24 protein-coding genes are annotated in these 22,636 nt (G+C 63.6%); 18 read left to right on the forward strand and 6 right to left on the reverse strand.

Features of this window, described 5'->3' with window-relative positions:
* The first annotated feature begins 172 nt into the window (after positions 1–172).
* Entirely contained in the window at positions 173–661 is a 489-nt protein-coding gene (locus ACH0AE_RS16355; protein ID WP_406875991.1) for a helix-turn-helix domain-containing protein, read from the forward strand.
* Positions 658–1,104 (forward strand): type II toxin-antitoxin system PemK/MazF family toxin, encoded by a 447-nt coding sequence (locus ACH0AE_RS16360; protein ID WP_406875992.1) that lies wholly within the window; start codon positions 658–660, stop codon positions 1,102–1,104. The genes ACH0AE_RS16355 and ACH0AE_RS16360 overlap by 4 nt, the downstream gene beginning before the upstream one ends.
* Positions 1,105–1,308: 204 nt before the next feature.
* Here ACH0AE_RS16360 and ACH0AE_RS16365 read toward each other — a convergent pair whose 3' ends face one another.
* From ACH0AE_RS16365 to ACH0AE_RS16380, 4 genes are all read right to left on the reverse strand, one after another.
* Positions 1,309–2,286 (reverse strand): hypothetical protein, encoded by a 978-nt coding sequence (locus tag ACH0AE_RS16365; RefSeq protein ID WP_406875993.1) that lies wholly within the window; start codon positions 2,284–2,286, stop codon positions 1,309–1,311.
* A gap of 79 nt (positions 2,287–2,365) precedes the next feature.
* Positions 2,366–2,695, reverse strand: coding sequence for a hypothetical protein (locus ACH0AE_RS16370; protein WP_406875994.1), 330 nt, complete (start codon positions 2,693–2,695; stop codon positions 2,366–2,368).
* A 159-nt stretch (positions 2,696–2,854) separates the two neighbouring features.
* Positions 2,855–3,454, reverse strand: coding sequence for a thermonuclease family protein (locus tag ACH0AE_RS16375; protein ID WP_406875995.1), 600 nt, complete (start codon positions 3,452–3,454; stop codon positions 2,855–2,857).
* Complete coding sequence (locus ACH0AE_RS16380) at positions 3,451–4,335, reverse strand: toprim domain-containing protein (RefSeq protein WP_406875996.1); 885 nt, start codon at positions 4,333–4,335, stop codon at positions 3,451–3,453. The genes ACH0AE_RS16375 and ACH0AE_RS16380 overlap by 4 nt, the downstream gene beginning before the upstream one ends.
* Before the next feature lie 93 nt (positions 4,336–4,428).
* Between ACH0AE_RS16380 and ACH0AE_RS16385 the strand changes: the two genes are divergently transcribed.
* The 16 genes from ACH0AE_RS16385 (at position 4,429) to ACH0AE_RS16460 (ending at position 20,811) form a co-directional block, all read left to right on the forward strand.
* On the forward strand, positions 4,429–4,716 hold the full coding sequence (locus ACH0AE_RS16385; RefSeq protein WP_051585695.1) for a hypothetical protein: 288 nt from the start codon (positions 4,429–4,431) through the stop codon (positions 4,714–4,716).
* A 499-nt stretch (positions 4,717–5,215) separates the two neighbouring features.
* Positions 5,216–5,902 (forward strand): lytic transglycosylase domain-containing protein, encoded by a 687-nt coding sequence (locus ACH0AE_RS16390; protein WP_406875997.1) that lies wholly within the window; start codon positions 5,216–5,218, stop codon positions 5,900–5,902.
* Positions 5,899–6,264: a TrbC/VirB2 family protein gene (locus ACH0AE_RS16395; protein WP_406875998.1), complete on the forward strand. Its 366-nt coding sequence runs from the start codon at positions 5,899–5,901 to the stop codon at positions 6,262–6,264. Before ACH0AE_RS16390 ends, ACH0AE_RS16395 begins: the two co-directional genes overlap by 4 nt.
* Positions 6,265–6,327: 63 nt before the next feature.
* A complete protein-coding gene (locus tag ACH0AE_RS16400; protein WP_406875999.1) occupies positions 6,328–6,672 on the forward strand; it encodes a type IV secretion system protein VirB3 in 345 nt (114 codons plus the stop codon).
* On the forward strand, positions 6,665–9,055 hold the full coding sequence (locus ACH0AE_RS16405; protein ID WP_406876000.1) for a VirB4 family type IV secretion/conjugal transfer ATPase: 2,391 nt from the start codon (positions 6,665–6,667) through the stop codon (positions 9,053–9,055). The genes ACH0AE_RS16400 and ACH0AE_RS16405 overlap by 8 nt, the downstream gene beginning before the upstream one ends.
* Before the next feature lie 13 nt (positions 9,056–9,068).
* Positions 9,069–9,779 carry a type IV secretion system protein gene (locus tag ACH0AE_RS16410; RefSeq protein ID WP_406876001.1) on the forward strand — a complete coding sequence of 237 codons (711 nt, stop codon included), beginning with the start codon at positions 9,069–9,071 and terminating at the stop codon, positions 9,777–9,779.
* Entirely contained in the window at positions 9,779–10,093 is a 315-nt protein-coding gene (locus ACH0AE_RS16415; RefSeq protein WP_406876002.1) for a hypothetical protein, read from the forward strand. Before ACH0AE_RS16410 ends, ACH0AE_RS16415 begins: the two co-directional genes overlap by 1 nt.
* A 42-nt stretch (positions 10,094–10,135) precedes the next feature.
* Positions 10,136–11,140: a type IV secretion system protein gene (locus ACH0AE_RS16420; protein WP_037487028.1), complete on the forward strand. Its 1,005-nt coding sequence runs from the start codon at positions 10,136–10,138 to the stop codon at positions 11,138–11,140.
* A gap of 395 nt (positions 11,141–11,535) precedes the next feature.
* The gene (locus ACH0AE_RS16425) at positions 11,536–12,228 is read left to right on the forward strand and encodes a type IV secretion system protein (protein WP_085809884.1); all 693 of its coding nucleotides are present in this window, start codon (positions 11,536–11,538) and stop codon (positions 12,226–12,228) included.
* Positions 12,225–13,064 carry a TrbG/VirB9 family P-type conjugative transfer protein gene (locus tag ACH0AE_RS16430; RefSeq protein WP_085809885.1) on the forward strand — a complete coding sequence of 280 codons (840 nt, stop codon included), beginning with the start codon at positions 12,225–12,227 and terminating at the stop codon, positions 13,062–13,064. The genes ACH0AE_RS16425 and ACH0AE_RS16430 overlap by 4 nt, the downstream gene beginning before the upstream one ends.
* Position 13,065: 1 nt before the next feature.
* Positions 13,066–14,262 (forward strand): type IV secretion system protein VirB10, encoded by a 1,197-nt coding sequence (virB10, locus tag ACH0AE_RS16435; RefSeq protein WP_058733694.1) that lies wholly within the window; start codon positions 13,066–13,068, stop codon positions 14,260–14,262.
* Positions 14,259–15,269, forward strand: a complete 1,011-nt coding sequence (gene virB11 / locus ACH0AE_RS16440) for a P-type DNA transfer ATPase VirB11 (protein ID WP_058733695.1) — start codon at positions 14,259–14,261, stop codon at positions 15,267–15,269. Before virB10 ends, virB11 begins: the two co-directional genes overlap by 4 nt.
* Positions 15,241–17,061, forward strand: coding sequence for a type IV secretory system conjugative DNA transfer family protein (locus ACH0AE_RS16445; protein WP_375601253.1), 1,821 nt, complete (start codon positions 15,241–15,243; stop codon positions 17,059–17,061). The genes virB11 and ACH0AE_RS16445 overlap by 29 nt, the downstream gene beginning before the upstream one ends.
* 1 nt (position 17,062) lies before the next feature.
* Positions 17,063–17,800: an LPD7 domain-containing protein gene (locus ACH0AE_RS16450; RefSeq protein ID WP_058733696.1), complete on the forward strand. Its 738-nt coding sequence runs from the start codon at positions 17,063–17,065 to the stop codon at positions 17,798–17,800.
* Positions 17,801–17,986: 186 nt separating this feature from the next.
* The gene (locus ACH0AE_RS16455; RefSeq protein WP_406876003.1) at positions 17,987–19,408 is read left to right on the forward strand and encodes an SMEK domain-containing protein; all 1,422 of its coding nucleotides are present in this window, start codon (positions 17,987–17,989) and stop codon (positions 19,406–19,408) included.
* Positions 19,405–20,811, forward strand: coding sequence for a hypothetical protein (locus tag ACH0AE_RS16460; RefSeq protein WP_085809852.1), 1,407 nt, complete (start codon positions 19,405–19,407; stop codon positions 20,809–20,811). The genes ACH0AE_RS16455 and ACH0AE_RS16460 overlap by 4 nt, the downstream gene beginning before the upstream one ends.
* Before the next feature lie 107 nt (positions 20,812–20,918).
* On the opposite strand, the gene ACH0AE_RS16465 is transcribed toward ACH0AE_RS16460, so the two are convergent.
* Together ACH0AE_RS16465 and ACH0AE_RS16470 are read right to left on the reverse strand one after the other, a co-directional pair.
* Complete coding sequence (locus ACH0AE_RS16465; RefSeq protein WP_085809853.1) at positions 20,919–22,031, reverse strand: relaxase/mobilization nuclease domain-containing protein; 1,113 nt, start codon at positions 22,029–22,031, stop codon at positions 20,919–20,921.
* The gene (locus ACH0AE_RS16470) at positions 22,031–22,600 is read right to left on the reverse strand and encodes a hypothetical protein (protein ID WP_406876004.1); all 570 of its coding nucleotides are present in this window, start codon (positions 22,598–22,600) and stop codon (positions 22,031–22,033) included. Before ACH0AE_RS16470 ends, ACH0AE_RS16465 begins: the two co-directional genes overlap by 1 nt.
* Between the last annotated feature and the right edge of the window lie 36 nt (positions 22,601–22,636).

Genomic DNA, 22,636 nt, shown 5'->3' on the forward strand with positions numbered 1-22,636 from the left:
TATATGGGGATGTCCTATACTTTGTAGGCCCCCAGCGGCTCCCGCCTCCTAGGCGCCTCGGCCCGGGGACTGGGCGGCCCTAGCGCCCAGGGAGGGCGCCCGTAGCGCCGCCCCCTTAAACTTGAAGGATGCTCGCGCGAAGGTCATATCCGCAGTCGAAAGGATTAGACCTATGGCTGCGAAGAAGCAAACGGACAGCAGCGCCGATCTGCGAACGAATGAGAAGAAGTGGACCAAGCCGCTGATGGATGCGGGTTGGACCGCGTTGCCGAGCGTCATTATCGAAAACCAGCGTCAGCTCGGCCTCGAACCGCTCGACCTCAACATCGTCGTGTATCTGGCGAGCAAGTGGTGGACGGCGGAAGGCAAGCCCTTCCCGTCGAAGTCCACGATGGCGAAGGCCATGAACGTCCACCCGCGCACGATCCAGAAGCATATCGCTGGGCTGGAAGGGGCGGGCTATATCCGCCGTGAAGAGCGGCGGACCGAGACGGGCAGCCGGACCAACATCTATCACCTCGATGGCCTGATCGAGGCAGCGGCGCCGTTCGCGGCGGAGAAGCTGGCCGAGATCAAGGACAAGTCGGAGCTGGCGAAGCGTCGCGAGAACCGGCGCGGTGCCCCCAAGCTGCGCTTGGTGAAGAAGGATGACGACGCGTGAACGCGCATGTTCAGGAAGCGCCGCCGAGGGTGCCGCCCAAGGTCACGGCGGCACCGAGCATCCGTCAGCTCTATTGGTGCGACTTCCCCCAGGACGCGCAGCTTCCCGAGTTCTGGAAGCGGCGTCCGGTCGTGATTCTGTCGTTCAAGAACAGCCTGCACGGCGCGGTGACGGTGATCCCCTGCTCAACGCAGGCGCAGCCGGGCAACAAGTGGGCGTTCCCATTGCAGACGACGATCGACGGCCGCGCCGCGTTCGCGATCTGCGACAAGCCCACGACCGTGGCGGTCAGCCGTCTGACGCCGGACAAGGGTGGCATCGTGCGGATGCCTGTTGCTGAGTTCGACGACATGCTGCGCCTAGTGCTGGCATGGCTGCCGGTACCGTCAGCGTTGCCCGCGCCGGCATCCGCGCCAGCGGCACCTGCTGGCCCCGCGGCCTAAGGCCGGCTGGGGCGATTCAAATTTTAGTTGAATCCTAAGAGATGGGTTTCTACATGGGGAGCACGCGCGGCCTCCCCCTGGGGAGTGTCCGTTTCCCGCGAGGGAACTAAACGGTCGGGGCCGCCTCAAAAGGGCGGCCCTTGGCTTATCTGCTGCCGGCGTGCCTGCGCGGCATTCCCCCCCTCCATCGTTCCTGACAATTTGCTAGAACGGCACGTCGTCGTCCAGATCCCATGCCGAAGGCGCGGAGGGAAGGGCGGCCTTGGGAAGCGGAAGATTGTTGACGACGAACAGGTTCAGGATGTCGTCGCGATCCATGAACATGACCTGCGATCGCTTGCTGGCGTCGAGCTTGTTGCCGATCCAGTTGCGCGCCTGCTTGGTGATCTCGCCCCCCGCTACGATGAAGGCGTGATCGACCAGCACGCGCCTGCTGAGTTCCGGATCGAAGATTTCGTGCCCGAGCATCATCGACACCTGGTTGTGGATCTCGGCGACGTTGCTCGTGCTGACGCCGGAGGAATCGAGCTTCCCCTTCTTTGCCTGGATGCCGAAATAAAGGACGTGGAGCGTCGGCAGGGTGTATTTCATCCAGACGTCCTTGCCGTACTCCAGCGCCTTGTCCTTGTGGCCCGCTGCGGTGATCCGGTGAAAGCCGAGCTGCCGGAACAGCGGCAACAGCACGTCCTCTATCAGCTCGTCTTCGGAGCAGCGGCCGAGGAAGGCGAGGAGCTGGTCGCGCCGCTCCAGCTCGGACGGCGTGAAGGGTCGGTGCGGGTTGGCCATCTGCGCGACGGTGTTGGTCGCGATATGCTTGATCTGCGCGATGCCGTGGTCGTCATAGAACACCTCCCAGCCCTCGCGCGCGAGGGTGATGTTCAGGGCGGCGAGAGCCAAGCTGCGCTCGGCGTCGTCGTTGACGACCTCTCCCCTATCGAGCAGCCGGCGAATGATCCGCACGAAGGCATCCGGCATCGCAGTCGCCGATGCCTTCGGCATCGCGAGTACTTCTTCGACGCGCTCGGCCGCCCATACGGGCCGGGTTTCGCCTTGGTGGACGAACTCGAGGTCGCAATCCTCGAAGAACTCGGTGATGTATTTGCTCGAACGATAGTGGAAGTGCTCGGCATCGCCGACGATCATCCGGCCCATTTCACGCAAGTTTCGGGGTTTCCACGTCATCTGGCACTCATAGTCGGTTGTAGCCGGATCGTGCACGCCTTCCGGGGGTGTGCCACGTGGCACACCCTCCACGCGGCCTCTAGAGCCATTGCGCCTGAAGGACCGCGCCGAACTCGATCGCGAGGGTGACGGTGCCGGCGACCAGCGCGGCGAGCGCGAACAGCGCGAGCCGCGCCAGGATGCCGGGGCGCGGTCTGCCGGTGTCTGTAATGGCGATGGCGGCCCCGATCGCCAGCGCGAGGATCAACGCCGGCCCCAGCTCGTAAAGGACGAGGCCGGGGAGGCGGTTGGGGAGCAGGTAGGGGAAATTGCGGATGACGCGACCGGCCAGGACGGCGCCGATGACAAGGGATAGCGCCATGCCCCAGCGGCCGATCAGGACTGCGGCGGGAGAACCGCGCTCAAGCATTGGAGCGGTTTCCCGCACAAGCTATGCCCGCCCGCGAGGGCGGTCCGCTGTGGCCTAGTCCGATCGTCACCCGCATGGGCGGAAACCCGGCTACGGGGTTCCGCGAAGCGGCGTGGCACACGCCAGCGAAGTAGAGCGCGGGCCGAAGGCAGGCCCCGCTTACTGCTTGATCGTCCCTACACTGCATCCCTGCGGCACCTGTGCCCTACGAACGGCAAGTTGACGCATCGCCTCATAGTCGACGCCCCAAAGTCCTGCCCTTCTCGCTGCGGCCTTCTGCATCAAATCGACATAGGCCCCGCCTGAAAACACCCGGTAATCGACGGCATAGCCCTGAGCGACCATCGTAGCTCCGACGCTCGCTTTATTCGCGGAAAAGCGACATGCCAGATTCAACCGGCCATAACTCTTCGGATCGGTCCGACATTGGTTCTCTCGACGAAGCGCATAGTCGAACATCGACACGGAGCAATCCATCCCACCGTCCCGCGTCGCCAATCCCCGCAACACGTCTGTCGACATGGCTTTGAGCTGCGGCAAATCATCGTCCGGCGCATCGATCCCGACGACACGCACCCGCCCGTTGGAAAAATCGACGGTATCTCCATCGATAATTCTCGGCGTCGTCGACGAAAGTCGCGTTTTCGAGACTTCGATCAACGACTGCTTGTTCTGCGAAATTGCATAGGTCGCGACGATCAGGAACGTCGCGCCCATCGTCCATCGCTGGAACCGCGTCGCTCCCGGAAACAGCTTCATAGCGAACGGATCTCGCGCAAGAGGTCGTTCCAGTCGCCAGCATGGGGCGGCGGCTTGACGACGAGCTGGCGGCCGTTGGCCGTCAGGTGCGGGGTGGCGCGCTCGATAGCGCGCGCCGCCTCGCCCCCATGCTGGCTGTAGATGACGACGGTGTGGACGCTCTGCGGGATGGCGACGGCCTGATACCGCTCGATCCCGAGGACGGGCCACACGAAGCGTCCAGGCCCGAGCATGTTCATCACGCTCGCGGCGTCCTCGACGCCTTCGGCGAGGCGGAGCGTGCCGTCGAGCGGGATGCCGCCCCAGCGGACCGCGCCGACGCCGGGGTTGCCGAGCATCCGTTTCGGCTCATCGAAGTCGGCCTTCCAAAGCCCGTCGGCGCGCAGGAAGGTCCGGTGGATGGCGACGACGCCGGCGTCCTCCTCGATCGGCACGATCAGCGCCGGCGCGAACGCCTTGGCGGCACCGGCGCCGCACTGGCAGCGCGGATCGAAGCGGGCGTTGATCCCGTCGGGGACGATCGAGCGTCCCTCGCGCAGGTAGCGATCGGCAAGCGTGCCGGCGAAGGGCTCGGCGTGGCTCCACACGGCAAGCGCGAGCTTGTTGAAGTCGGCCTTGCCCTCCTGCCGCTGACCGGGGTCATGGTCGTTGGGCGCGAGGATCCTGCCCGAGCGCAGCGCCGCCATGATCGCGTCGGTCGTACAGCCGGCAAAGCAATGGAAGAGCACGGCGCGTTCGCCGACCCGGATCGACAGGCTGGCCCTGCCATCGGCGTGGGCAGGGCACCGACACATGGCGGACGCGCCATGCCATTTGCCCCCAAGCTGGCGAACAATGCGGTCGGCCTGATCCTCGATCGTAGCGGTCTGACGTTGAGCCATCTAAGACACCCCCGGTGCAGGACGCATACAGGCTACCGGGGGGCGGCCCAAAGCACCAGCGAAAACAGCATGAATCGCTACAGGGGGACAGGCATGGAATTTGAGCTGCTGCTAGAACGTGAACTGACGACGATGCGGCCCCCGGGCGGCACGATCACCGACGTCCACGTCTGCCAGCACGACTGCGGCAAGTGGCATATCAATGTCCGTGTGAGCTGGCGGGGCACCGCCCTGTTCCACGTCGGTCTTTACGACAAGAAGCGTATCCGTCTGTATAAAAAGGCGTCTTCTGCCATTCGGCACGTCATCCTCGGCTATGGCTACGAGGATGTGGTGCATGTGCATCCCTGGCCGGGGCTGCGCGACGAGAAGGCGTTCTGACACGACGAGCCGTCCATCAGTTCTGAAACTTTTGTCATTTTCTGGCTAGGCAATCGCGATCGAGCGATTTAGCTTGTTCTCACTCTAGGAGTGAAAACATGGCAAATCGCTTGTTTTCGTATGTGCCAGTTGCTGGCCTCCTGACTGCCTCGATGGCGGCGCTTCCCGCTCGTGCAGCCGATTCGACCTGGGCGTGCGAAGTCCTGCTCTGCGCCAGCAATCCGGGTGGATGGATGCAGTTCGCGGAGTGCGTTCCGCCGATCCGCAAGCTCATTACCCATCTCGGCCTGGGCGGAGGTTTTCCGACCTGCAGCGCGGGCGGGGTCCGCAAGGCGGACTACACGAAGCCCAGGAACGGACGCCCCGGCTACGTCGTGATGACGATGCAGGATGGCTCCCGCACCCGATACACGGTGCCGAGTAGCGCACAGATCGCTCAAGCGGAGGCAACAGCACAGGCGGGGCCAATACCAGGCTCCGGGACACTGGAGCGGTAGCGATGCTCCCGTCCGCAATCGTCCTGGGGTTGGCAGCGCAGTGTGCGCCAGGTGTCGCCCCGGAGACGATCGCGGCAATCGTGCAAACGGAAAGCCGGGGTTTCGAGCTGGCGATCGGGGTCAACGGCCTTGCTCGCCAGCCCGCGCGTGCCTCGAGCGTCGCGCAGGCGGTCCAAACCGCCCGCTACTATGTCGGCAAGGGCTATTCGGTCGATCTCGGTCTCGGGCAGATCAACTCCCGGAACATGAAAGCCCTCGGCCTGACCTGGGACAACGTGTTCGATCCCTGCACCAACATCGCCGCGGCGGGGGCCGTGCTGTCCGGGAATTACTACAGCGTGCGCGCGGGGCTGCATCCCCAGCGCGCGCTCCGCATCGCCCTGTCCATGTACAATACCGGGTCGCAGTCGCGTGGTTTCTCCAACGGCTATGTCGGCAAGGTGGTCGGCAATGCCGGCGTCTCCGACGGCGTCCGGCCTGTCGCGGTTCGCGTCAGCGCGTTCACGGACGCGACGAACACCGGCGAAGGGTCGAGCGCGGCTGCGCAGCTCGCCGCGCTGGTCGAGGAAAACACGTCCGATGCGGGACAGCGACAAGCTGCGCCTCCCCCACCGCCGCCATCGTGGGACGTGTTCGCGAGGGCGGAATATGAGCGAGCGCGGCTCGCCGGAGAAGGAGAAAACCGATGAACCTCGCATCTTTCGGTGGGCCCGCGCTCGCCCTCCGAAGCCGTGTCACGGGCTATGTCGACGCACTGACGCCGCGTCAGCGCAAGACCTCGCGGCTGCTGTCAATGTTCAGCCTGGTGGCACTGACGTCGCTGCTCTCGGCCGAGCCGGCGTTCGCCCAGACCAATCTGGAGAGCTTCGGCACTGCCGTCCTCGGCCTTCTGACCAACGGCCTGCTGCGCACGATCGCGATCCTGGCGCTCATCGCGGCGGGGTTCGGGTGGCTGACGGGCCGGGTCAACACCGGGGCGCTCGTCACCGTCATCATCGGCATCGCGATCATCTTCTCGGCGCCCTGGATCGTCGATCAGCTCGCGGGCTGATCTCTATGGAAACGGGGCGTTCGCCACGCCCCGTTTCCGCCCGTGTTTCCTGGAGTGCGTAGCGTGAACGAAGAACGGGAAGTGATGGCGCGCAACACGCTGTTCCTGGCGGTGACGCGACCCGCGCTGTTCGCGGGCATCCCGATCGAGGCGGCGGTGGTGATCCTGCTGGCCTCGGTCATTACCCTGATCGGCACGACGAACCCCATCTATGGCCTGGTCGTCGCCGCGGTGATGTTCGGCATTTCACGCCTCGTGGTGCGCCATGACGTCAACGCCTTCCGGCTGATCTTCCTGTGGGGCCGCACCAAGGCGGCCAACCGCAACCGCGTCTTCTGGGGCGGATCCAGCTACACGCCGCTTCCCCTAAAGGGCATCAAGCGGAAGGGGTTCGGCCGCAATGGCTAGGGCCAATCGCCTCTCCGAACAGGTGCCGATGAAGGTCGCGCTCAAGGAAGTGATGCCGACCAAGTTCCTGCCCTATGCGCGGCATGTCACCGATGAAGTGGTGATGCTCGATTCCGGCGCGATCATGCTGACGTTCGAGCTGCAGGGGCGGGCGTTCGAGACGGCCGACGTGCGCGATCTGAACGACTGGCACGCGAAGCTCAACGGGATGCTGCGCAACCTGCACGACGATCGCCTGTCGATCTGGACGCACCTCGTCCGCGCGCGGGTCGAGCAATATCCGGGCGGCAACTTCCGGTCCCGCTTCGCGCGGGATCTCGATGCCGCCTACTTCGCGCGGATGAACAGGGAGCGGTTGTTCATCAACCGCTTCTTCGTGACGCTGGTGCTGCGCCCCTCGGTCCATGGCGCGGACAAGCTCGTCCAGCTCTTCAGGAACAAGGCGCGGGCGGAAGCCGAGGCCGATGCGGTCGACGCCGATCTGCTGGAGGCGCTGGAGGACAAGGCGCGCGATTTCGAGAAGCTGATGGACCGCTGCTCGCCGCGCCGACTGTCAATCTACGGGTACAACGGGCTCAAATTCTCCGAGACGATGGAGGTCGCGGAGATGGTGATGACGGGCCGGCATCGCCGCGTCCCGATCATCCGAGGGCACCTCGGCAGTGCGCTCTATCGCCAGCGCGTCGTCTTCGGCGGCGAGACGGTGGAGGTCCGTGACGCCGATCGCAGCGCCTTTGGCGGCATTTTCGGCATCCGGGAATATCCGGCGACCACGACGCCGACGCAGTTCCAATCACTGCTCGCGGTCGATTTCGCGTTCGTGCTGACGCAATCCTTCACCTTCCTCGGCCGCGCTGCGGCGTCGGAGCGGTTCCGGCTGCGGCAGAAGCAGATGGAGAACGCCGACGATCGGGCGGTCAGCCAGATGCTCGATCTCGTCGACGCGGCGGACGACCTCATGTCCAACCGCTTCGTCCTGGGCGATCATCACTTCACGCTCGCGGTGTATTCGGACAGCCTCAAGGGGCTGCGCGACAACATGTCGGTCGCGCGCGCGGCGCTTGCCGATACCGGCATGGTCGCGGCGCGGGAGGGCGCGGCGCTGGAAGCGGCCTATTGGAGCCAGCTCGTCGGCAATTTCGCATGGCGGGCAAGGCCGGCGCCGATCACGTCGCTCAATTTTGCGGCGTTCTCGCCCTTCCACACCTATCCCGCCGGCCTGGCTACCGGCAACCATTGGGGAGACGCCATTGCGCTGATGAAGACCAGCGCGCGCAGCCCCTATTTCTTTAGCTTCCACAAGCGCGACATAGGCCACACGCTGATCGTCGGCCCGACTGGGGGCGGCAAGACAGTCATCGTCAATTTCCTGATGGCGCAAGCCGAGAAGACGGGCGCGCGCCAGATATTCATCGACAAGGATCGCGGCGCGCAGATTTTCGTGCTGGCATCCGGCGGCACCTACCTGACGCTCGAGAACGGCAAGCCGACCGGCTTCGCGCCCTTGAAGGCGCTGGAGAACAAGCCGGAGGATCGGGCCTGGCTGTCGCTGTGGGTCCGCCAGCTCGTCCGCACCGAAAGTCGCCCGATCACGGTCCAGGAAGAGCGGATGATCGATGAAGGGATCGCCGCGGTGATGCGGCTCCCGCGCGAGGATCGCTCGCTGGACGCGCTGCGCACGATGCTCGGCATGTCGGACGCGGGCGGCATCGGCGCCCGCCTCGAAAAATGGACCTCGCGCGGGTCGATGGGGTGGGTGTTCGACAACGCCACGGACGAAATGACGCTCGATGCCCGGTTCATCGGGTTCGACATGACGGACTTCCTCGACAACGCCGACATCCGCACACCGCTGATGCTCTACCTGTTCCACCGGCTCGACAAGCTGTTGACCGGCGAGCGGACGATCATTGCCGTCGACGAGTTCTGGAAGGCGCTCGGCGACGATGCGTTCCGGAGCTTCGCGCAGGACGGCTTGAAGACATACCGGAAGCGCAACGCGATGATGGTGTTCGCCACGCAATCGCCGGCGGACGCGCTCAAGAGCGACATCGCGCATTCGATCCTCGAACAGGTCGCGACCCAAGTGATGCTGCCCAACCCCAAGGGAGCGCGCCGCGACTATGTCGAGGGCTTCTCCCTCACCGAGGCGGAATACCAGCTCATCCGCGAGGAACTGTCGCCGGAATCGCGCAAGTTCCTCGTGAAGCAGGGTCATGACAGCGTGGTGGTCGAGCTGGATCTGACCGGTCTCGATGACGAGCTGGCGGTGCTGTCAGGCCGTGCCGAGACGACGCCGATCGCGGTCCAGGCAGCGGCCGAGTTCGGCCCCGATCCCGCCAACTGGCTCCCCGTATTCCACCAACGTCGTCGGCCAAGCTGAAGGAGAGAGGGACATGCGTAGAATGAAGGGAATCGCACTCGCGCTGTCAGGATCGGCGCTCATGCTGGCCGGATCGGCACACGCGCAGGGCATCCCGGTCCACGATGTCGGCTCGATCCTCCAGCAGATCGAGCAGGTGAAACAGGGCGTTCAGGTCATCCAGCAGGGCGCCGATCAGATCCGTGAGGCGCAGAAGCTCTACCAAGACCTCAACAAGATGACGGACATCGGCAACGTCGCCCAGCAGCTCAAGAACGACGTGCTGCGCACCAGCAACGTGTCGTCCAGCTCCCTCGACGGCTACACCAAGGGCGATCTCAACGTCGTCGGCGGTCTGCGGGGGAAGGCCAACGACGTCTATCAGGATCTGATCGGGCGCGGCTCGCCAACGATGACGGCCGATCAGAGTGCCGCCTACGAACAAGGTTCGCGCGAGGCGGCGGTTACGACGGGCTTGGCCGGCAATGTCGGTGATGCGGTAACGAGCCGGCGCCAGGGCCTCGAAGCGCTGCGTAGCCGCCTCAACAGCGCCAACTCGGCCGCAGAACGTGCCGATATGTCGGCGCGGCTCCAGCTCGAACAAGCGCAGATGATGAACGATCAGATGGCGCTTCAGGCGATCGAGCTTCAGCGCCGCGCCAAGGCTGAAGCCGATTACCAGCGATATGTGGCCATGCAGCAGGCGGACCGTGCCAGCTTCAAGGCTGGGATGGGGATCGACTGATGTTGCTCACCGCGCGAACTACCACCGCCGTCTTCGCGAGCGTCGCGCTTGCCGCCTGCTCGCCATCGGAGCGGCAGCAGACCGGAGACGATCTCCGGTCTGATATGCCGCTGCGCGATGCCACTTACTACACGCAGCACGAACAAGAGCGCGTGGAGATGGCTGGTATCTGTGAGACGTGGAAAGCGTCTCAGCGACCTCCGGCAAGCTGGCCCTCAGTTGTCGTAAACAACTGCAACAACGTGGATACAGCTCGCCAACTCCTCCAGTCGAAGAGAGATCGAGACGAGTTCAAGAAGGGCATGGGCATTTAACTTATCGGGTCTCGCGACCGCGTAGGAGTGAAAGGTCGGTGAATGGGTAACCTCTTCCAGTCGATGTTCACCTACCTCAACGACGCTCTGGCGGCGATCATCGCGGTTTATGCGGGGGTCGTTAGCTGGATTTCTGGGCCTCTTCGTGTCGGTGTGACGATCTACATCATCCTCCTCGGCTTCGCGATCCTGCGGGGTGCAGTCGAGTACCCGTTCCGGGAGTTCGTCTATCGCGGGATGAAGCTTGCCGCGCTCGTCTTTGCTGTCACGACGCTCTACGGTGCGTCGGTCAGCTTGTTCGCCATGAACGGTCTTCCGCGCGATGTCGCTCAGGCCGTTGGCGGGTCGGACGTCAGTGGGCTCGGTGACTTCTTCGATCAGATCGTGAGAGGCGCATCCACCACCGTTGCCAAAATCACGGAGATCCAGGACGCGAGAACGACCGCTGCTGGCAAGAACCTAGTCGGTCTGCCTAATAACATCGTCGAGATATTCTTTACGGGGATTTACTGCCTCGTGCTGATGGTGATGGCCATTCTGTCGGCCGCCCTCGGCTTCACCATCTGCGCCTTTGCCCTCTTCGCCCTTGCTCTGCTTGCGGCCGTGGGTCCGATCTTTGTCGCCGCCCTGCTGTTCGACTCCACGCGGGCCTTCTTCTTTGCCTGGCTGGGCTCCGCAATCAGTTATCTCATGCTCGTCGCGTTCGCGCTTTTGCTGACGATCTTCATTCGAAACACGGGCGAGGATTTCATGAGCCAAGCCTTCGCCGGTGATACAAACATTGCCGTGATCGCGATCCGTGCCATCGCATTCTACGTCCTAGGTTTCTTCTTCTTCCTCCAGATCCCGGGTCTTGCTGCTGGCCTTGGCGGAGGCGGCGCGTCGCTCGCGACGCAGTTCGCGAACGCTTCGACTGGCAATGTCGTCCCGTCAGCGGGGCGCGCCCTTTCCTCGGCTCCAGGGAGTATCGCCAGTTTGCCGTTGAGGCTTGGCCGGTCCTCACGCGCGTCGCGGGCCGCTGGCGGCACCCTCTACAACAACAGCTAATTGGAGGCCCGGCATGAAGCTCGGTTCGGTCTTGGCTCTTCTCGCTCTTGCAGCTCTTACTCCTCCGGTTCCAGCGGCCGCCGCGAAGGATGATAAGCTGCCCCGCTGTAATGGCCGGCAGAAGCGCCCCGCGAACCTCTACGGGACGGTTCTTCCATCAATCCCGTCGCGCAACTCAACGTCGGCCGCTGCAGCACCGTCCGCTGGAGGTGTGCCACGTGGCACACCTCAATCAGCCCCAGCGCCGGCGACGAACCTATTCCCACCCGATGAAGCGGCGCCAGCTCCCCGAGGGTCGGACACGTCGCAGGCCGGCAAGGTGCCGGCGATCGGCGCACTCACTCCGAGCGCCGGCCCGACTGCCGCGCTCTCAACCTCCTATGCGAGCTGCTGAGATGGCGATCGGAGTGAAGGACAAAGACGAGGATCTGAAGGCCTATTTCGCGGAAGCGGAAAGCTGGGACCGGGATCGGTTCGTGGCCGCGGTTCGCTCGCGCCGGATCGCGTGGATCGTTGCTATCATCGCGATCGTGTTCGCCGCGATCTGCGCGGCTGCGGTGCTGGCGCTGTCGCCGCTCAAGACGGTGGTGCCCTATGTCGTCACGGTCGATCGTTCGACAGGCGCAACGGAAGTCACCCAGGAGCTGCGCGGCGACAAGACGATCACCTATGACGAGGCGATCCGTAAGTATTTCCTCGCCGACTATGTGCGCGCTCGCGAAGGGTGGATTCCCCAAGCGCGGGAGGAGTTCTTCCGCAAGGTGCTGTCGCTCTCGGCGCGGGAGGAACAGACCCGTTGGACAGCCTTCTACAAAAAGGACAATCCGGACTCCCCGCAGAACCAGTTCACCGCCAATGACGCGGTGTTCGTGGCGATCCGCTCGGTCGCGTTCATCTCGCCGAACGTCGCGCAGGTTCGCTTCATCAAGAGGCTCCAGCGCGATCAACAGGTGATCGAGACGCCCGCTATCGCGACCATCACATTCGATGTGCTGTCGAAGCCGGAAACGGAAGCCGGTCGATACGCCAATCCGCTCGGGTTTCAGGTGAAGACATACCGGGCCGACGTGGAGGTTCCGACACGATGAGGACGATTCTGCTCCTGGCCACGGCGATCAGCGCCGTGGCGGCAGCGCCCGCACTGGCGCAGACCCCTACGCAACACGGTCCCGACGCACGTATCCGCGAGGTCGCCTATACCGACGGGAACGTGATCCAGATCCGAAGTGCGTTCCGCACCGCGACGCAGATCGAGTTCGCCCCGGGCGAGGTCATCAAGTTCGTGGCGATGGGGGACACGGTGTCCTGGGAGGTCGCTCCTGCTGACAACTCGTTGTTCGTGAAGCCGCGCGAGCGCGCTGGCGCCACCAACCTGATCGTCGTGACGGATTTCCAAGGGGCCAAACGCAACTACACCTTCGAGCTGTCGGCCGTCGCTACGGCGCGCTCGCGCGGCACCTTCTTCAAGGTGCGGCTCCGCTATCCGGAATATGAGGCGGCACAGGCCCATTTGGCGCAACAGCGCGCGCAGCTCGCCGCGGCCCTCGCCGCGCAGAACGGCGCGATCAAAGCCGCGCTCGATATCGGCGTTCTCGAAGGCACGCGGAACCTCAACTACAAGGTCCAGGGCTCATCGGACCTGCAACCGTCCGAAGTCAGCGACAACGGGCAGTTCACCGTGATGCGCTTCCCGAACCAGCGCGAGATACCCGCGATCTTCACGGTCAACCCCGACGGGAGCGAGGCCACCGCCGCGTTCGACGTCCGCGACGAGTTCGTCATCGTCCATGGCGTCTACAAGGAGATGCGCCTGCGCCGGGGGAAGGTGGTGCTGTGCATCTACAACGAGAGCCCGAGCTTCTACGGCCGCGACCCTAAGACGGACACGGCGTCGGAAGCGGTCGAGCGCACGACGGAGAACTGACGTGTCCGATAAGCGATTCGACGTCGACGCGACGCCCGACGTGAACGAGATTGATCGCGCTCCCCCTGCGGCCGATCGCCCGAACCGCATCCCGTCACTGAACGCCGTCCAGTGGGACAACAAGAAGATGGTCGTGGGTGCGGCGCTGGCCGGTGCGGTCGTGTTTGGGGCGCTGTCGCTCGTTTCCGGGTCTGGCAGCGACAACAAGGCGCTGGAAGCGCGGAAGGCCCCGCCTCCGGCTGCCGAGGCGCCTTACGATCCCAACTCCGTGATCGCACCGACGCTCGCGACCGCGCCCCGCGATCCGAACGCCCCGGTCCAGCTCACGGGCGAGCAAGTACCGGCCATCGGCCCTGACGGTCAGCCGATCACTCCCTACGGATCGGCAGGAGGGCAGCAGCAAAGCCGCGGCGTTAGCGAGGCAGAGCGGCGTGCCAACGAAGCTCGGGAGCTGCGCGACAATGCGCGGCGATCGACGCTGATCGCCTACAATGGCGACCAGACCGCCAGGCGCGTGCTCGGAGACGTCGCCGGCGCCGGCAACCCGCAAGGTGATGGCGAAAATGCGCCGTCGAGGACCAGTCTCGACAACCTCAAGCAGACCTCGGCGATCGGGACCGCCACGGCGCGCATGATCGGCGACCGCAACTATCTCGTCACAGCGGGCGCCATCATCCCGTGCACGCTCCAGACCGCGATGGATAGCAGCGTGCCGGGCTACACGACCTGCATCATCCCTCGGGATGTCTATTCGGACAACGGCCGCGTCGTGCTGCTCGAGAAAGGCACGCGCGTCTTCGGCGAGTACCAGGGTGGGTTGCAGCGCGGCCAAAATCGTCTCTTCGCGATGTGGACGCGGGCGGTCACGCCCCGCGGGGTCGCGATCGACATCGGCTCGCCGGCATCGGACCCGCTCGGTCGGGCCGGCGTCACCGGTAGGATCGATCGGTTCTTCTGGCAGCGGTTCGGCGCCGCGATGCTGTTCAGCGTGCTTGATGCGGGCGGGCAAATCGCCGGCCAAGCCGTCAGCCCGCAGGGCTCGACGGTGTTCCGCACTCCCGGTGACACGACATCGCAGATCCTCAATGACACGCAGCAGATCCGCCCGATCGTGCGCGTCAACCAAGGGACCGAGATGGCGATAACCGTCGCCAAGGATTTCGACTTCTCGCAGGTCTATGGGCTCGGCCTCAAATGAACGCCCCGTTCCGCAACACGGCGATCCTCGATCACGCTGTTCGCCCGCTGCGCCAGTATCTCGATGACGATGGTGTGACCGAAGTCGTCATCAACGAACCGGCGATCGTCGGCGTCGAGCGGCATGGAGGGTGGACCTGGGAGCATGAGGGCGATCTGACGCTCGATGCCCTCAACCAACTGGCCAGGGCCGCAGCCGCGTTCACCTCTCAGGACGTGACGCGCGAGAATCCGATCTGCTCGACGATTTTCCCGACCGGCGAGCGCGTCCAGCTCGTGCTTCCGCCCGTCGTGCCCGACGGCACCGTGTCGATCACGGTCCGCAAGCCGTCCACGAAGACGATGACGATGGCGGACTTCGAGGCGAACGGCCTGTTCGCGGAGACGAAGGTGGCCACCAAGCGGGTCAGCCCCGTCGAGGAACGATTGCTCGGGTTGCTCCATGCGGGTCGGCATGTGGAATTCTTCGAACTCGCTGTGCGGAGCCGGCTTAACATTCTCATCTCCGGCGCCACGGGCTCTGGGAAGACGACGTTCTCCAAGGGCCTCATCAAGCTGATCCCGGACAATGAGCGTCTGCTGACGATCGAGGACACGCGCGAACTGGTCGTGCCTCACAAGAATGTCGTCCATATGATCTACAGCAAGGACGGCACCGGCACCGCCAAGGTGACGGCCAAGGAACTGCTGGAAAGCGCGTTGCGCATGAGGCCCGATCGCATTCTGCTCCAGGAGCTGCGTGACGGGACCGCGTTCTTCTACCTTCGCAACGTTAACAGCGGTCACCCCGGCTCGATCACGACGATACATGCGGACTCGGCCGAGCTGGCGTTCGAGCAACTGACGCTGCTGGTAAAGGAGAGCGAGGGCGGCGCGGACCTGGCGCGCGAGGACATCCGCTCGCTGCTGAAAATTCTGGTCGACGTCGTGGTTCAGATGAAGAAGATCGACGGCAAATTCCGAATGACCGAGATCTACTATGATCCGGCAGGGCGCCATGCTGCCTAAAAAGGGCGCCATCCTCGCGCTCGGCATCCCGGTCGGGATTGTGGTCGCCTTCCTCATCACGTCGGTCGTCGCGTGGATCTACCTCGGACTCCCCAGCGCAAAGTTCGACATATTCAAGATGCCGGCGTTCTTCTGGTATTACCGGCATGACCCGGTGGTGCTGAAGGCCCTTGCCGGGGGTGCTCTGGTCGGCGTCATCATCGCCGGCCTGATGCTGTGGTGGGTCGCGAAGCAGAAGCCGCCCCTCCACGGTGCCGCCCGCTTCGCCAAGGAAGGCGAAATCCGCCGCGCCGGCTTTCGCGCCGATGACGGCATCGTCCTGGGTAAGAAGGGTGGCAAGTTCCTCACCTTCGGCGGCAGCGAACATTGCATCGTCGAGGCCCCTACCCGCTCGGGCAAGGGCGTCGGCATCGTCATTCCGAACCTCCTGTCATGGCAGGAGTCGGTCGTCGTCCTCGATGTGAAGCGTGAGAATTGGGACGCGACGGCGGGCTTTCGCAAGAAATACGGCCAAGCGGTTTACCTGTTCAACCCGACCGATCCGGAGGGGCGGACCTCCCGCTACAACCCGCTCGGCTACATCGATCGCACCGATCCCGACCAGGTAGTGATCGAGCTGCAAAAGATCGCAACGATGTTGTTCGTCCCTCCCGAACGTGGGGAACCATTCTGGACGGACTCGGCGCGGACCGCCTTCGTCGGTGTCGGTGCTTACCTCGCGGTCGCCGACCAACCCTTCACCATCGGCTCGATCTATCGGCTGATGACGACGGGCGACACGCGCGGGTTCTTCAAGCGCGTCCTCGACGATCGCTCGCTTGCTCTGTCGCACGGGTGCCGCAACGCCCTCGCCGATTTCACGTCGGGGGCGGACAATACGTTCGCCGGCATCGTCCAGACCGTCACGTCCAAGCTGAGCCTGTGGCTCAATCCCCGCGTCGACGCGGCGACGGAGGAGTGCGACTTCGATCTGCGCGAGCTGCGCACCAAGCGCATGTCAATCTATCTCGGCGTTTCCCCCGACGAGCTGGATCGGGTCGCGCCGCTCTACAACCTCCTGTTTCAGCAGCTTGTCGACCTGAACGTGCGCGATCTGCCCGGTGCCACAACGCCGCTCAAAGTCCTCGTCATCCTCGACGAGTTCGCGCGGATCGGGCGGGCACAAGTGATCGCCAGCGCCTTTTCCTACGTCGCCGGCTACGGCATCCGGCTCCTGCCCGTCATCCAATCCCGATCGCAGCTCCGCGCCGTCTACGGCGAGCACGTCGCCAACGAGATCGTCGCCAACTGCGGCGTCGAGGTCGCGTTCACTCCCAAGGAGCTACGGGTGGCAAACGAGCTTTCCGAACGGATCGGCTACGTCGGGCAGGAATCCGTCACGAAGTCGCTCACCATCCATGGCGTTCTGGCAAACCGCTCCAAGTCCATGTCGGACCAGCGTCGTGCCCTCCTGCTTCCGCAAGAGCTGATGCAGTTCCCGGATGGCGAATTGCTGCTCCTTCGGGGCGGCATACCTCCGATCCACGGCGACAAGATCCGCTACTATGCGGACGGACTCTTTCGTGCGCGTGTCGAGCCGGCGCCGGAAGTGCCTCCGATCCCCCGCACCCTGCGCGACGGCGAGGACCTGCCCGACTGCGCGCTGCCGACGTTCGATCAGCTCACGGACCCCGACCCGTTCACGTTCGCGATGGATTGCGTCGTCACCCAGGATCACCCTGACATGCTCATCGACGTGTCGGCCGAGCAACGTGGTGACGAGGTCGTTGGTGTAATCGAACAGGAGCGGTGACATGGTCGAGAATGTCGAAGGTGCCGGTGTCGGCAAGGAAGGCGAGGCTCGCCGTAGGCGGCCGATGGAAGTTCCGCCTGAGCTGGACTCTCGGTTCCTGCGGGTCGGGAACAAGCTTTATCGGAGCGCACACGACAAACAGCCGGTCGCGACAATCACGCCGGATCGGATCAAGGCCAAGGACCGGGACTCCCTCCCCGACCTGATCCGGCTCGCGAAAGAGAACGGGTGGACGTCGATCAAGGTCAGCGGCGATGCCGAGTTCCAGCGCGCCGCCTACCTCGCGGCCTCTGCGCAGGGTATCAAGGTCGACGGCTACAAGCCCGACGACAAGACGAAGGCTGCTGCCGAACGCGAGCAAGCGCGGCAGGCCGGCCTTCCCGACAACCAAGGGCAAACAACGCGGACTGCCAACCAGGCGCGAGACGCGAGAGAACAGCCCGAGCCTCGAACCGATCTGGCGGAGCGGTTTCGCCGGCAGTCAGACGTCCAGAACGCAAAAGATCCGGAGCTGCGGAAGGCCCAAAGCCATGTCGCGCTCGCGATGACGGTTGCAGCCGACCGCTTCCCCAACGACCACGAGAAGCGGCGCGAATTTGTGGCGGAACGCAAGGAAGATGTCGCGGCGCGGCTCGGTCGCGGCGAAGCCATCGCCGGCATCGAGGTGAAGGCTCGGCAGGAGCAACAGGTGCGCGAGATGACCCAGGATCAGGTCTTGCAGAAGTCCCGGTCGCGATGAGGTGGGGGTAGCCCTTCCTACAAGCAGGCCGATGGTGTGCCACGTGGCACACCATCGGCAGGGCAGCTAACGACCAGGACTCTTTCGTTATCAACCATGAAGCTTACGGCCGGCTAGCACCCGCCTCTTGAAATGTTCCCGCTGCGTTCCAAGCTTAGCCGGGGATTCTAAAAAAACGGGGATCGGATGCGGCAGCTCGACGTAGAGAACAAGCTCCGCGATGTTGTGAGCCGGATCATGCTGCAGGTTGAATTGGCGACCTCCCAAGGCCGCACCGATATCAACCTTGCCTTAGAGGATGCGCTGATCCCGATCCTCAGGTCAGTTTACAATCTGCCGCAGCTCATCAACCTTAATCGCAAACAGAAGAATTTCCCTGGCATCGATCTTGGCGACGACCACGATCGGGTCTGCTTCCAAGTCACCTCGACCACCTCACTTGAGAAGGTGAAGGCGACCGTTCGGCAGTTCATGGACCGCTCTTACTTCAACAGCTTCGACGAACTCTACGTTCTTATGCTGACGAAGAAGCAGGCGTCGTACAGTCAGGCCGCCGTCAACGAACTTGTTGGTGATAGCTTCGCGTTCAATTGCAAGAAGCACATTATCGATCTGGCCGATCTGCTCGGTGAAGTCGCTAAGCTGAGACTTGCGGCGCAGGAACGCGTACTCGGAGAGTTCCAGCACATTCTGGGTGAAGTTGACGCGTACATCAGCTACAGCTCAGAGACTGTCGCGCGCCCGACAGCAATTACTTCGAACCTCCAGCACATCCGCCTGCCGGCGGTTGTGTACGTTGCCGAACTGACGATCGACGACAAAGCCGTGGTTGCGCAGGCTCGGCAGTCGCTGTCCTACAAGCGCAGCCCGCGGGGTAGGACGCCAATCGTTAAGCTCGCGCTCCTGCTCAACGACATCCACACTGACGCTTGGGTGTGTCATGACAACAAGCTGTTCACCTTTCACGACATGGAGGCGAGTGGCCTCGTCAGCATCGTCGACGAGGGCTCGATCGATCAGCTCGAAGTCGCCGATCTCGCAGACTCGACGGAAATCGACAACGTGAACGTGCTGAAGCAGCTGCTGACTGCCGAAGCCCGCGAGCGGCTTAAACAACGCCATGTCCGCATGCAGCCCCGCGACCGCTTCTTCTACTTCACGGCGACTGAAGAAGGGCAGACTGAGCGTCGCGAGGCTTGGGTCGGAAAGCGAACTTCGATCCGCCGCGTATACGGGGTCAAATACCAGAAGAAGGACCCTACCAAGGTCGCCCACCACCAGCACCTGTCGTTCAATCTCACCTTTTCGAAGCTGGGCGACGAGTGGTACGCCCAGATCGTCCCCAGCTGGTTCTACTCATACGATGGGTGGCGCCAGTCGAACTGGCACGACGACCTGCTGTCGCAGCAGAAGCGGCTTGAGCATAACTCCAGCGTGCGGAACCTCGTCCGCTTTGTCGCTCACTTCCTCTCCGCTGCGGACGACGATGGCGGCCTCGCATTCGGGTCTCTCCTCGAGTTCAATGTCGGGGATGCAGACAACCTCGCGGACGACCAGGAAGAGATCTCCGATGGCTTTGACGAGGCCGACACGGGAGTCGCCGCATGAAGCTGACTACGATCGCCGAACCGCTCCTCGAATTCGGCACCGGCACCCACATCTGCCCACGCACCGGCATCGAGCACATGGGGGTGTACGATAAGCGGGACGAGCTACGCCGGACCGAGCTGCGGATCGGAGTCGTGGGCCGTGGCGAGGGCGTGGACCTTCTCGACGAATGGCTAGTCCAGTGCCGCAACGGCATTGAACGCAAGAAGGAGTCACAGCTGCTAAACCTCTTCCGGGGCTTCGGCGGCATCAACCAGAGCTACGGCTTTCTCACCCGTCTCATCAACTCCCCGCAGTACACCCGAACGCTCCAGAAGTCTGAGATCACGGCCGTCCTCAAGCTGCCTTCGCGGGCTGATCGCGTAGATCGCGCCGTTGAGCTATATTACGAGCAGGTTCGGTTCCTTGCCGAGAATCGCTCCGTAGATGTCATCGTCTGCGTGATGCCTAACGAGATGTTCGATTCCGTTACTTCCTCAAAGGACAGCAACGACGGCGAGACTGAGCTAGAGCACAACTTCAGACGCATTCTGAAGGCTAAGTGCATGCATCTCGGCACCCCGCTGCAGCTGGTACGCGAGAAAACCATTCTCATCACCAAGTTCTCCGGCGATCAGCAGGACGCCGCTACTAAGGCATGGAATTTCTGCACGGCCCTCTACTACAAAGGGAACCGCACCATCCCTTGGCGCCTCGTGGAGGACACCGCCAAGGTGAAATCCTGCTATATCGGCGTCGGTTTTTACAAGAGTCGCGACGGCGAGACAGTCTCGTCCAGCCTAGCGCAGGTGTTCGACGAGTTTGGGCACGGCATCATTCTACGCGGAACCCCGGTCTCCATCGACAAGAAGAACCGACATCCCTTTCTAGACGAGGATCAGGCCTACGAGCTCCTACGCGACGCGCTGGAGGAGTACGACCGTGCACTCCAACACATGCCAGCTCGGATCGTGATCCATAAGTCCAGCCACTTCCGCGACAGCGAGCGCCGCGGCTTCCTGCGTGCGCTGGACGAGAAGGGCATCCGTTCAAAGGATTTCGTCGCGATCACTGATACTGACGTCAGGCTCTTCGGCGATGGCACTTATCCTCCAAGGCGCGGCACCATGCTCGCCATCTCAGAGACCGAGGGTATCCTCTACACACGCGGTACGGTCGACTTCTACAAGACCTATCCCGGCGCGTACGTCCCAAAGCCGCTGAAGGTCACCATTTACGAGCAGGACTCCTCTCTTGAAAGCCTTTGCGAGGAGATCTTGGGCCTCACCAAGATGAACTGGAACAATACTCAGATGGACGGACGCCTGCCGATCACGCTGGAGTGCGCGCGCAAAATCGGTGACATTATGAAGTACGTAAGCCCCACGGAAAAGCCGCAGGTTAGCTACAGCTTCTATATGTAATCGCCCTGCCTGTGGTCGGGATCGGTGACTGGCGTTCAAGCCTGCACAACGGCCCTAAGTAAGTTTGTCGGATTGAAGGCGGGCTTCCTGTAGCTGGTGGCGGACAATCAGCGCCTCCTGGTAGGCGGCGGAGGTGTGCCACGTGGCACACCCTGTTCCTGTTCCTGCGCCGAGCTGCTCCTGGTTCGCCTCTCCGCATCTCTCACGCGCGCCTCTGCCTCGCGCAGCATCCGATCGGGAACGGTGTCGATGCTGGCTCGCTCCTGAAGGAATTGCCGCACGTCGCGCGCGAGGTTGCGGTCCTCGCGATCGGGGCTGCGGTCGAGCCGTTCGGCCGCTGCCTCATAGCGCCGCTTGGTGTCCTGCCAACGCGCCCGCGTTTTGGACACAAAGGCGGGCTGCTGCGCCTTCCCAAGCGCGATCTGCATCGCCTCGCGCGCTTGCCGTAAATCGGCCTCAGTCGGCTGACGTGAAGCGCCGCTACGTATGCGTGCGCGGAGCTGCGTCAGCGCCATGCTGGTGCCAGCCCTTCCCTGGCCTCGCGTGTAGCGTGGCGTTGCCTCGGCCTCGACACCGCGGCTGCGGAGCGCCTCCGCGAATGCCTCCCGAAAGCGAAACAAATCCTCCCGCCTCGGATCAAAGCGCTTGCGATCAAGGCCCTCGGCCTGGACCGTGAGATGGACATGCGGGCGCGGCGTGTCCGTATGGAGCGCCATCAGATAGTCGTGGTTGTCGCCGATCATTCGCTCGGCCGCCTCACGAACCGCCTGCTTTACGGTCTCCGGATCGGTTCCCGCCGGCATGGAAAACACCATTGCCACGGCCGACACGGTCGTGCCTTGGCGCCAGTATAGCGGATCGGACCACTCGTCTGCGATCCGCTGCGCGTCCTCCTTCGTCGCGATCTGCTCGCCATCGCGCGTCTCGATCCGGATGTCGCCGTGGCGGCCGATATAATCGAGATGTGCAGCGAGATGCTTGGCGCCCTTCTTCCGTCCGGTCACCTTGACGAGCACTTCGGGCGTGCATCGAACGACACGCGCCAGCGTAGCCCGGGCGTCTCCTCGATGATGCGACGCTGCCGGCGATCTAGACGCAAACGGCCCCGTGCCGTTGACGACGTTCCGGGCATATTTGACGTTCGGATCGCTGACGAGGCGCGGCTTGAAGCTCGGCTTCATCGCCTCCCATAATTCGTCCTCGCGATCCCCGAACGGCATCAGTCGGCGACCTCCCAGAAAGCGATCTCACCGCGCAGCACGTCCGCCAGCGAGGCGATCTGCACGTTGATCTCCTCCCGCATATCCGCGATCCGGCGCAGCTCGCGATCGATCTGCAGGCCACTGTCGGCCATCATCGCGGCGTTACCAGCCTTCATCGCCTGATTGAGATTGCGGCCGATACGCTGGAGCTGCATGCGGATCGGCGCCACGGCATCGCGCAGGCCGTCGTCCACGCCGGCCTTTAGCGCGATGTGTCGGCGCACCAGTGCCTTGATCCATCCAGCGCGATCTACGCCCCGCTCGGCCGCGCGATGATCGAGGACGGCCGCTTCGGCGTCCGTGAAGGTGAGCGACACGCGATTGCCGGCACTGTCGGCGCGCGGAGCGATCCGGGGGGCATCGGCTACATGCTTTAAGGCTTGCTGAAGTACGGTGCGGAGAAGCGCGCTGCGCCCTCCCCTGCCCTCGGCCACGGCGTCGAACGCGGCAAGCAGTTCGCGATCGACGCGCGCCGTCAACATCGCTGAATCTTTGGTGGGGGATGCAGATTGCGGCGCGAGCGACATGGCCCTGCAAGGGTAATGTAATACAGTGAACGCAGC

The organism is Sphingomonas sp. 179-A 2A2 NHS, from assembly GCF_045371305.1.
Classification (GTDB): Bacteria; Pseudomonadota; Alphaproteobacteria; order Sphingomonadales; family Sphingomonadaceae; genus Sphingomonas.

Excerpts from the sequence above, each read along its gene's own strand:
- ACH0AE_RS16355 (WP_406875991.1), top strand. The coding sequence starts at position 173 with ATGGCTGCGAAGAAGCAAACGGACAGCAGCGCCGATCTGCGAACGAAT.
- ACH0AE_RS16365 (WP_406875993.1), bottom strand. The coding sequence starts at position 2,286 with ATGACGTGGAAACCCCGAAACTTGCGTGAAATGGGCCGGATGATCGTC.
- ACH0AE_RS16370 (WP_406875994.1), bottom strand. The coding sequence starts at position 2,695 with ATGCTTGAGCGCGGTTCTCCCGCCGCAGTCCTGATCGGCCGCTGGGGC.
- ACH0AE_RS16375 (WP_406875995.1), bottom strand. The coding sequence starts at position 3,454 with ATGAAGCTGTTTCCGGGAGCGACGCGGTTCCAGCGATGGACGATGGGC.
- ACH0AE_RS16380 (WP_406875996.1), bottom strand. The coding sequence starts at position 4,335 with ATGGCTCAACGTCAGACCGCTACGATCGAGGATCAGGCCGACCGCATT.
- ACH0AE_RS16385 (WP_051585695.1), top strand. The coding sequence starts at position 4,429 with ATGGAATTTGAGCTGCTGCTAGAACGTGAACTGACGACGATGCGGCCC.
- ACH0AE_RS16390 (WP_406875997.1), top strand. The coding sequence starts at position 5,216 with ATGCTCCCGTCCGCAATCGTCCTGGGGTTGGCAGCGCAGTGTGCGCCA.
- ACH0AE_RS16395 (WP_406875998.1), top strand. The coding sequence starts at position 5,899 with ATGAACCTCGCATCTTTCGGTGGGCCCGCGCTCGCCCTCCGAAGCCGT.
- ACH0AE_RS16405 (WP_406876000.1), top strand. The coding sequence starts at position 6,665 with ATGGCTAGGGCCAATCGCCTCTCCGAACAGGTGCCGATGAAGGTCGCG.
- ACH0AE_RS16410 (WP_406876001.1), top strand. The coding sequence starts at position 9,069 with ATGCGTAGAATGAAGGGAATCGCACTCGCGCTGTCAGGATCGGCGCTC.
- ACH0AE_RS16415 (WP_406876002.1), top strand. The coding sequence starts at position 9,779 with ATGTTGCTCACCGCGCGAACTACCACCGCCGTCTTCGCGAGCGTCGCG.
- ACH0AE_RS16420 (WP_037487028.1), top strand. The coding sequence starts at position 10,136 with ATGGGTAACCTCTTCCAGTCGATGTTCACCTACCTCAACGACGCTCTG.
- ACH0AE_RS16425 (WP_085809884.1), top strand. The coding sequence starts at position 11,536 with ATGGCGATCGGAGTGAAGGACAAAGACGAGGATCTGAAGGCCTATTTC.
- ACH0AE_RS16430 (WP_085809885.1), top strand. The coding sequence starts at position 12,225 with ATGAGGACGATTCTGCTCCTGGCCACGGCGATCAGCGCCGTGGCGGCA.
- virB11 (WP_058733695.1), top strand. The coding sequence starts at position 14,259 with ATGAACGCCCCGTTCCGCAACACGGCGATCCTCGATCACGCTGTTCGC.
- ACH0AE_RS16445 (WP_375601253.1), top strand. The coding sequence starts at position 15,241 with ATGATCCGGCAGGGCGCCATGCTGCCTAAAAAGGGCGCCATCCTCGCG.
- ACH0AE_RS16450 (WP_058733696.1), top strand. The coding sequence starts at position 17,063 with ATGGTCGAGAATGTCGAAGGTGCCGGTGTCGGCAAGGAAGGCGAGGCT.
- ACH0AE_RS16455 (WP_406876003.1), top strand. The coding sequence starts at position 17,987 with ATGCGGCAGCTCGACGTAGAGAACAAGCTCCGCGATGTTGTGAGCCGG.
- ACH0AE_RS16460 (WP_085809852.1), top strand. The coding sequence starts at position 19,405 with ATGAAGCTGACTACGATCGCCGAACCGCTCCTCGAATTCGGCACCGGC.
- ACH0AE_RS16465 (WP_085809853.1), bottom strand. The coding sequence starts at position 22,031 with ATGCCGTTCGGGGATCGCGAGGACGAATTATGGGAGGCGATGAAGCCG.
- ACH0AE_RS16470 (WP_406876004.1), bottom strand. The coding sequence starts at position 22,600 with ATGTCGCTCGCGCCGCAATCTGCATCCCCCACCAAAGATTCAGCGATG.